Genomic DNA, 9,562 nt, shown 5'->3' on the forward strand with positions numbered 1-9,562 from the left:
CCCGCATCGACATGAACAACCTGGTGGGTTTACACACCTAGCCGCTACTGCCGTATGGTCGTGCGGCCATCGGCATGCCTCCTGCCGCGCAGCTCAGCGCGACGCCGTCTCGGCGGCCGAGATGGCGGGCCGCCCCCATCGCCGCGGCATGCGGCGGTCGGCGCCGCCGCCGGCGCACGCGTCGGCACGCCGCGCGCACGGCGCGGCAGTGCGGCTCCTCAGTCCGCGCCGCCGCGAGGGGAGCGCCGCGCCAGCCAGTCCGCCACCGCCTCGCCCGGCATCGGCCGCGCGATGTGATAGCCCTGCGCCAGGTCGCAGCCGATCCCGCGCAGGTAGCCCAGGGTCGCGGCGTCCTCGACGCCCTCGGCGATCGAGCGCAGGCCGAGGCTGTGGCCGAGTTCGACGATCGATTTCACCACCGTCCGCGACTCCTCGGAGCGGCCGGCGGTCATCACGAACGACTTGTCGACCTTGATCTCCGAGAACGGCAGGCGCACCAGTTGCAGCATCGAAGAGAAGCCGGTGCCGAAATCGTCGATCGAGAGCTGGAACCCCTTCATGCGCAGGCGCGTCAGCACGTCCAGCGACTTCACCGGATCCTCCATCGCGCTGGTCTCGGTCAGCTCGAGGATCAGCCGCGCCGGCGCCACGCCGTGCGCTTCGCAGCGCGCCAGGATGCGCTCGACGAAGCTTTCGTCCTCGAGGGTGCGCGCGGACAGGTTCATCGCCAGCGACGGGGCTTCCTCGCCGGCCGCACGCGCCGGCGCCGCGCCGAACGTCGCGGCGAACCAGGCCAGCGCCTGCTCCGTCACCTGCTCGGTCAGGGCGTCGATCAAGCCGTGGGCCTCGGCCAACGGCACGAACTGCTCGGGCAGGAGCAGGCCGTGGCGCGGATGTTGCCAGCGCACCAGCGCCTCGAAGCCGGCCAGGGCGCCGCTGGCGCAATCGACCTGCGGTTGGAAAACCAGCCGCAGTTCGCGCCGTTCGATGGCGGCGCGCAGGTCCTCGACCGAGGCCCGACCGCCGTCCGCCGCCAGCCGCGCGGCCGATCCGCCCGGCCCCGCTGCGGACGGCGCCGCCTGCAGCAGGCTGCGCAGCGCCTTCGCCGAGAACGGCTTGGACAGCACGCCGGCGATCTCCAGCCCATGCTCGACGGCGGAGCGCCCCGCCGCATCCAGCACGCGGTGGTCGACGCCGCTGGTGATGATGATGCGCGCGCGGCTGCCGCGCGTGGCCAGACGCGTCAGCACCTCGACGCCGTCCATGCGCGGCATCACCAGGTCGATCGCGATGTGGGTGGGGTCCCACGCGTCCACGGCGTCGAAGAACGCCGCCGGGTCGTCGGTGAACCGCGCCTCCAGCCCGGCACCGCGCGCGATCCGCTCGATGGTCCTGCCGATCGCGGGATCGTCGTCGAGGATCAGCAGGCGCCCGGGCTCCATGTTCTTCTCCGCGCGCAAGCGCTCAGGTGTCGAGGATCGCCCTGACCTTGCGCGCCAGCTCGGCGCGCCGGTAGGGCTTGGTCAGCAGGTGCACGCCGGCGTCGAGCCGGCCGTGATGGACGATCGCGTTGTCGGTGTACCCCGAGGTGTACAGCACCTTGATGCGCGGACGCAGCGCGCGCACCGCGTCGGCGAGCTGCTTGCCGCTCATGCCGCCGGGCATCACCACGTCGGTGAACAGCAGGTCGATGTCGGCGCGCCGTTCGGCCATGGCCAGCGCCTCGCGCGCGTCCGCGGCATCGAGCACCGTGTAGCCGAGCGACACGAGCTGCTCGCGCGCGTAGGCGCGCACCTGCGCGTCGTCCTCGACCAGCAGGATGGTCTCGCTGCCGCCCACCACCGCTGCGGCCGCGTCGCGGCGTGCCTCCGCGGGCGCGTGGCTGCGCGGCAGGTACATGCGCACCGTGGTGCCCTGGCCGGGTTCCGAATAGATGTTGACGTGACCGCCCGACTGCTTGGCGAAGCCGTAGACCATCGCCAGACCGAGGCCGGTGCCGATGCCCTTGGGCTTGGTGGTGAAGAAAGGCTCGAACACGCGATCGAGGTGCTCGGCCGCAATGCCGACGCCGGTGTCCGAGACCGCGAGCAGCACGTACTGGCCCGGCTTCACGTCGACGTGCTGGCCGGCGTAGTCGTCGTTGATCCAGACGTTGGCGGTTTCGATCGTCAGCCGCCCGCCGTTCGGCATCGCGTCGCGCGCGTTGATGGCGAGGTTGAGCAGCGCGCTCTCCAGTTGCGCCGGGTCGACCAGCGCCGACCACAGGCCCGCGGCGCGCACCAGCTCGACCTCGATGTGCTCGCCGAGCGCGCGCCGCAGCAACGCATCCATCTCGGCGACCAGACGGTTGACGTCGACCGATTTCGGGTCCAGCGGCTGCCGGCGCGCGTATGCCAGCAACTGCCGGGTAAGGTCGGCGCCGCGCTGGGCGGCGTCGGCGATCAAGGCGATCAGCGGACTCCAGCGTTGGTCGCCCACCTCTTCCGCGAGCATGTCGGCGTTGCCCAGGATCACCGTCAGCAGGTTGTTGAAATCGTGCGCGACGCCGCCGGTGAGCTGGCCGATCGCCTCCAGGCGCTGCGCCTGCAGCAGACGCTCCTCCAGCGTGCGCCGCTCGGTGACGTCGGTCATGCCGCCGACCATGCGCGTGGCGCGGCCCTCGGCGTCGCGGATCACGTAGCCGCGATCGTGCACGTGCGCGTAGGTGCCGTCGCGGCGCAGGAAGCGGTAGCTGTCCGACCACTTTTCCCCGCGCGTCAGCACGGCCTGGTAGATGTCCGCCACCACGCGGTCGCGGTCGTCGGGATGGATGCGGCCGGCCCAACCTTGGAAGGTCGGCGGAACGTCGTCGCGACGCAGGCCGAACAGGGTCTCGAAACCTTCGCTCCACCACAGCACGTCGTCGGCCAGGTTCCAGTCCCAGATCGCGTCGTTGGTGGCCTTCGACAGCAGGCGGAAGCGCTCCTCGCTCTCGCGCAGGGCGGCCTCGGCGAGGCGCCGGCGCTGCTCCTGGTCGATGAAGGCGATGGCGAAGGAGATGTCGGAGGCGAGCTGCTCGAACAGCCTGATCTCCTCGTCGTCGAAGTAGTCCTCGACGTCCGCGTACAGCGCGAAGCCGCCGATCGGCAGGCCGTCGACGTGGAGCGGAAAGGCCGCGCACGCCTGGAAACCGTGGCGCAGCGCCTGTTCGCGCCAGGGCGCGAACATCGGGTCGCGGGCGATGTGATTGCAGACGGCAGCGCGGTTCTCGCGCACCGCCAGGCCGAACGGGCCATGCCCTTCGGCGACCGGCGCGGTGGTGACGCGGATATGCCGCAGATAGGCGTCCACCGCACCGGCCTGCGCGGCGACGCTCACTTCGCCGTCCGGCTCCACCGTGCCGATCCAGGCCGCGCGCAGCCCGCCGGTCTCGACGGCGATGCGGCACGCCTGCTCGAACAGTGCCTGCCGGTCGCGCAGATGCACGATCGCGTTGTTGATCGCGCTGAGCAGCGCATGCACGCGGTTCAGGCGCAGGATGCGCTGCTCGGCGAGCTTGCGCTCGGTGATGTCCATCACCATGCCGAGCCGGCGCACCACCTGGCCGGCGTCGTCGAACTCGAGATGGCCGCGCTCGAACATCCAGCGCACCTCGCCGTCCGGGCGGCGGATGCGGTATTCGGCTTCGAGCGCGCCCCGCGTGGCGACCGCCTGGCGGTGCGCGGCATCGAGTCGGCAGCGGTCCTCGGGCAGCACGAAGCTGGCGAAGTGCTCGAAAGTGCCGCGGAACTCCGCCGGGCGGATGCCGAACAACGCGCACGTCACGTCCGACCAGACCAAGCGCCCGCTGGCCACGTCCAGGCTCCAACTGCCCATGCGCGCCATGCGCTGCGCGCGGCGTGCGCGCGCGGTCTGGCGGGCCAATGCGCCCGCCCACGCCGCCAGCGTGTCCTCCGCCGGCAGCGTCGCGAGACAGCCATCGGCGCCGGCCTCCCGCGCGGCACGGCGCACCGTCTCGGGCGCGTCGTCGCCAAGCACCAGGATCGCGCTCTCCGCCGTCTGCGGCATCGCCCGCAGCCGCGCCACCAGGCCGGAGACCGAGGCGCCGATCGCGGCCGCCAGCAGCACCAGGTCGGGCGCGCCGCGCCGCGCCTCTTCCAGTGCGGCCTCGGCCGTCGCCGCCATCGCGACCACGTGGCCGGCGCCGACGAGCGGCGCGGCGCGCGCGTGCGCGCGCGCCGTGTCGGGATCGACCGTCAGGATGCGCAGGAATTCGATCGTCACCGACGCGCCTCGCTCCGGCACGCGGAGTCCGTCGCGTCGCGCCGCACACGCTTCGATTTTCGCCCCCTCGCCGTAGGGCGGGGGGCGGACAGCTTGCTGGTTGGCACTCGCACCGCCCGTTTCCCCCGAACGGATGCCGCCCGGCAGCGGCGATGCAATCGCAATCGTCTGGGCAGTTTGCGTACTAGCGTACTACAACGTATGCGCGGCGGCGCGCCTCACAAGCGCCGGCGCGTCGCGTCCGCATCGATCCGTGCCCAGGCCTCGCCGCGGACCAGGCCGCGCGTCCATGCGGCGAAAGCGGCGAAGGCGGCGGCGAGTACGCCGGAGGCGAGCACCAGATAGGCGCGCGCGGACACGCCGTGCGCGAACAGCGCCGGCACCAGCGCCACCAGCCCGCCCGCCGCCATGCTCGCCGCGACGACGAAGGCGATGCGGTGCGGCGTCCAGCCGTGCACGCGCGGCGGCATGTCGCTGCGCAGCAGCGCCCAGCAGGCGCGCGCCTCGGCGGCGAACACGAACGTCGCCACGCCCAGCAGGCCGGCGACCAGCGTCGCCGCGGCGATCAACTCCAGCCAGCCCAGGCCGGCGCCGGCGCGCTGCGCCGTCAATTGCAGCGGCGGGCCGGCCAGGCTCGCATACAGCAGCGCCGCATGCAGGCCGCGGCCCAGGCGGAGTTCGCGGCACTGCGGTGGTGAGGTGTGACGCATGATGGGTTCCCGGTCGCACCGGCGGCACGTCCAAACGTCTGCCGGTTTTCGCCGCGGCGGACAGACCGCGGCCTTCGCTGGCTATATCGGCCTGCGCCGCGCGCCGGACAAGGTCGCGCGGCGCGTTTTCACGAAAGTTCAGATGGGGGCGGCGCAATGCGCCTCAAGCGTCCAACCGGGCGCTCGCGGCGCACGCCGCGTTCGCCTGCGGCAACGCCGGAGGAGACCGGACCCAAGCCGCCGCCATCGCAACCGCTGCGACCGCGCCGTGCATACTTGCGCCCGGCCCTGACCCGCGACGGACCGACTCGGGTGTTTTCCCTGCTCTACGCCAACGACAGCGCCAGGCTGGCCGCCGCACTCGGCGAGCGCCTGGCCGCGCGCGCGCGCGCCGCGCCGCTGGTGCCGGCCACCGTGCTGGTGCCGCAGGCCGGCCTGCGGCGCTGGCTGCAGGTGCATCTGGCGGAGACGCGCGGCATCGTCGCCAACCTGGCCTTCCGCGCGCCCGCCGAGTTCGCCTGGGATCTGCTGCGCCGCTGGCGGCCCGAGCTGCCGCTGCGCTCGCCGTTCGAACCGGCGCGCCTGCGCTGGCACCTGCTGGCGCTGCTGGAAGCGCCGCTGGACGACGTGCCGGCGCTGGCGCCGCTGGCCGCCTACCTCGCCGACGGCGACGCCGCGCGCCGCTTCGCGCTGGCCGCCGAGCTGGCGCGCGCCTTCGAGCGCTACCAGGCCTACCGGCGCGAGCGCGTGCTGGCCTGGGCGCGCGGCGCCGATGCCGACGACTGGCAGGCCGAGCTGTGGCGGCGCCTGCTGGCGCGCGTCGGCGGCGCCCATCGCGCCGCGCTGATCGAGGACTGGCTGGCCGCGTTCCAGCACGGCGGCCCGCCGCCGCCGGGATTGCCGGAACATGTCAGCGCGTTCGCCTGCGGCAACGTCTCGCCCGACGTGCTGCGCATGCTCGGCGTGGTCGGCCGCCACGCCGACGTCGACTTCTATTTCCCGACGCCCTGCCGCGAGTACTGGGGCGACCTGCCGGCCTCGCGCAAGTTGGTGCGCCGCGCGCTGGCCGAGGACGCCGACGACAATCCGCTGCTGCTGGCGCTGGGCGGCGCCGGCGCCGCCTTCGTCGAGCAGTTGTTCGGCTACGAACAGGTGCAGCCGGAAGAGGAGCTCGACCTGTGCGACGAGGCCATCGACCGCCGCAGCCTGCTCGGCCGCGTGCGCGACGACGTGCTGGCGCGGCGCGCGCCCGCCGCCGACGCGCGCGCCGCCCCCGACGGCTCGCTGCAGTTCCACCGCTGCCATTCGCCGCTGCGCGAGGTGCAGGCGCTGCACGACCGCCTGCTGGCGCTGATCGAAGCCGATCCGACGCTCACGCCGCGCGACATCGCGGTGATGACGCCCGACGTCGCCGCCTACCGCCCGCACGTCGAGGCGGTGTTCGGCGGCCTCGACGAGCGCGATCCGCGCTACCTGCCCTACAGCATCGCCGACGTGCCGGCGGCGGCGACGCATCCGGCGCTGGCGCTGTTCGCGCGCCTGCTGGACGCGCCCGCCTCGCGCTGGACCGTCACCGAGATCCTCGACGTGCTGGCCGTGCCCGGCGTGATGCGCCGCCACGGCCTCGGCCGCGAAGGCCTCGAGCGCGTGCAGCGCTGGGTGCGCGAGAGCGGCATCCGCTGGGGCGCCGACGAACACGCGCGCGCCGACTTGGGCGGCTATCGCGAATACAGCTGGGCGTTCGGCCTCGACCGCCTGCTCGCCGGCTACGCCGGCGGCGACGAGGCGGCGCTGATCGCCGGCGTCGCGCCCTACGCCGACATCGAGGGCGCGGCGCTGGCCGACCTCGACGCCCTGCTCGGCGTGCTGGCGGTGTGGCGCACGCTGGCCGGCTTCGGCGCGCGGCGCCTGACCGCGGCGGCGTGGAGCGACGCGCTGGCCGCGCAGTTCGAAGCGCTGTATGCGGAAGCGCCCGACGACGCCGACGAGGCGCGCGCGCTGCGCCTGCTGCGCGGCGCGCTGGCCGCGCTGGCCGAGGACTGCGCCGCCGCCGGCTACACCGCCGCGCTGGCATGGCCGACGGTGCGCGCCTTCCTGCTGGAGCGCCTGGCCGACGCCGACCCGCGGCAGCGCTTCTTCCAGGGCGGCGTGACCGTGTGCGGCATGGTGCCGCTGCGCGTGGTGCCGTTCCGCGTGATCTGCCTGCTCGGCATGAACGAGGACGCCTTCCCGCGCCGCGACGGCGACAGCGACCTCGACCGCATCGCCGGCGAGCGCCGCGCCGGCCAGGCGCGTCTCGGCGACCGCTCGCTGCGCGAGGACGACCGCTTCCTGTTCCTGCAGCTCTTGTGCGCCGCGCGCGACGTGTTCTACGTCAGCTGGGTCGGCCGCGATCCGCGCAGCCACGAACCGCGGCCGCCGGCGCCGGTGGTGGAGGGGTTGATCGCGCTGCTGCGCGAGCGTTATCTCCACGCCGGCGGCGAACCCGTGCTCGACCATCCGCTGCAGCCGTTCGACGCGCGCTTGTTCGATGCGCGCGACGACGCGCCGCTGTTCACCTACCGCGAGGCCTGGACGCGCGCCGCCGGCGTGCGCGGCTTCGCGCCCGTGCCGGCGTTCGCGCCCGCGCCGCTGCCCGCGCCGCCGCCCGACGACGCGCTCAGCGATGCGCGGCTCAAGCGTTTCTTCCGCGATCCCGCCGCGGCGTTCCTGCGCGAGCGCCTCGGCATCGACCTCGCGCAGGCGCGGGCGCCCGACGACGCGGAGCCGCTGGCGCCGGACGACGGGCTGCTGCAGTACCAGCTGCGCGAGGCGCTGGGCATGGCGCTGGCGCGCGGCGAGGCGGCCGAACCGCGGACGCTGGCGCCGCGCCTGCGCGCGCGCGGCGTGCTGCCGCCCGGCGATTTCGGCGCGCTGGCGCTGGACGCGGCGTACGAGACGGCCAAGCCGCTGCTGGCGGCGCTGGCCGCGCTCACCGGCGGCGCGGCGCCGCAACCGGCGGCGCCGCTGTCGTCCGAGATCGACGGTGCGCATTTCGCCGCCGTGCTGGACCGCTGCTGGGCGGACACGCGCGTGTGTCTGCGCCCCGGCAAGCTGGACGGCCGCCAGGTGATCGACGCCTGGATCGACCATCTGGTGCACGCGCTGGCGCGCGGCGCGGCGGCGCGCACCGTGCTGCTGCACCTCGACGACAAGGGCGGCGCGGCGCGGCAGATGTTCGCCGGCATCAGCGCCGAGGACGCGCGCGCCGAACTCGCCGCGCTGCTGGCGCTGCGCCGGCGCGGGCTCGTCGCGCCGCTACCGTTCTTCCCCCAGTCGTCCTGGCGTTGCGCGCAGCGCGCCGACGAACGCGAAGGCTTCGCCGAGTTCGAGCGCGAGGCGAAGCAGGCGCAAAGCGACTACGCCCGCAGCGAGTTCGACGACGACGCCGTGCGTCTGGCTTGGCGCGGCATCGAACTGCCCGGCGATCCGCGCGGCGAGCTGGCACGCGACCTGGTGGCCACCGCGCGCGCGGTGTTCGCGCCGGTGCTGCGCGCGCTGGACGGCGCGGAGGACGCGGCATGAGCGGCGCCCTCGACGCGCTTTCCCTGCCGTTGGACGGCGTGCGCCTGATCGAGGCCGGCGCCGGCTCCGGCAAGACCTGGACCCTGGCGACGCTGTACCTGCGCCTGCTGCTGGAGCGTCGGCTGACGCCCGAGCGCGTGCTGGTGATGACCTTCACCCGCGCCGCCACCGCCGAGCTGGCCGGGCGCCTGCGCGCGCGGCTGGAGCTGGCCGAGCGCCTGCTGCACGAGGAGGCGCCGGCGCAGCCGCGCGACGGCGACGGCGCCGAGGCGGCTGCCACGCGCCGCCTGCTGGCGCAGGCGCTGGCCGCCTGGGACGGCGACCTCGACGGCCTGCGCCGCCACGCGCGCGCGGCGCGCCACGCCGGCGACCTCGCCGCGGTCAGCACGCTGCACGGCTTCTGCCAGCGCGCGCTGCGCGAGATCGGCTTCGCCGCCGGCGCCTCGCTGGAGGCGCACGCGCTGCTCGAGAACGAACAGGCGCTGCGCGAGGAAGCCGCCGCCGACTTCTGGCGCGCGCGCGGCGCCAGCGACGCCGCCGCCGCGCGCCTGCTGGCCGACGCCTGGGGCACGCCGCAAAAACTGGCGCGCGCACTGGGCGAGGCGCGCTGGGAGGGCCGGCGCGTGCACGCGCCGGCCGACGACGGCGCGGCGCAGGCCGCGAGACGCGCGCTCGAACGCGCCGCCGCCGCCGTGCGGGCGCTGAACGGCGATGCCTTCGCCGCGGCGCGGCAGGCGATCGAGCGTGCGACCGTGGGCAAAACTCGCGCCGCCAAAGGCAAGGCGCTCGAACGCATCGCCGCCGCGGTGCGGAACGAAGCCGCCTTCGATCCTGCCGACGCGTCGCTCCTCACCGAGGCCGCCAAGCTGCTGCCGACGGCGTTCGTCGGCAGCCAGGCGCTGGGCATTGCCGAAGCCCCCGCGCTGGACGCGATCCGCGCCTGGCACGCCGCCGCCGACGCCGCGCGCGCAGCCGAGGCGGCCGCGCGCGCCGACGCCGCCGCGCGCCTGCTGCTGGAAGCGCGC

5 protein-coding genes are annotated in these 9,562 nt (G+C 74.5%); 2 read left to right on the plus strand and 3 right to left on the minus strand.

Annotated elements, in window-relative coordinates; translation table 11 throughout:
* Positions 1-218: 218 nt before the first annotated feature.
* The 3 genes from MBSD_RS01150 to MBSD_RS01160 all read right to left on the minus strand — a co-directional run bounded on the left by MBSD_RS01150 (position 219) and on the right by MBSD_RS01160 (position 4,973).
* Positions 219-1,442, minus strand: a complete 1,224-nt coding sequence (locus tag MBSD_RS01150) for an EAL domain-containing response regulator (RefSeq protein ID WP_148667779.1) — start codon at positions 1,440-1,442, stop codon at positions 219-221.
* Between the two features lie 22 nt (positions 1,443-1,464).
* Positions 1,465-4,263, minus strand: a complete 2,799-nt coding sequence (locus MBSD_RS01155; RefSeq protein WP_148667780.1) for a PAS domain-containing protein — start codon at positions 4,261-4,263, stop codon at positions 1,465-1,467.
* A gap of 218 nt (positions 4,264-4,481) precedes the next feature.
* A complete protein-coding gene (locus MBSD_RS01160; RefSeq protein WP_062534288.1) occupies positions 4,482-4,973 on the minus strand; it encodes a hypothetical protein in 492 nt (163 codons plus the stop codon).
* A gap of 312 nt (positions 4,974-5,285) precedes the next feature.
* Between MBSD_RS01160 and recC the strand changes: the two genes are divergently transcribed.
* Both recC and MBSD_RS01170 read left to right on the plus strand, forming a co-directional pair.
* The gene (recC, locus tag MBSD_RS01165; protein ID WP_062534289.1) at positions 5,286-8,537 is read left to right on the plus strand and encodes an exodeoxyribonuclease V subunit gamma; all 3,252 of its coding nucleotides are present in this window, start codon (positions 5,286-5,288) and stop codon (positions 8,535-8,537) included.
* On the plus strand, positions 8,534-9,562 hold a 1,029-nt coding region (locus MBSD_RS01170; RefSeq protein WP_148667781.1), incomplete at its 3' end, for a UvrD-helicase domain-containing protein. The genes recC and MBSD_RS01170, both read left to right, overlap by 4 nt.

Origin of the sequence: Mizugakiibacter sediminis (assembly GCF_000953855.2) — a bacterium.
GTDB lineage: Bacteria > Pseudomonadota > Gammaproteobacteria > Xanthomonadales > Rhodanobacteraceae > Mizugakiibacter > Mizugakiibacter sediminis.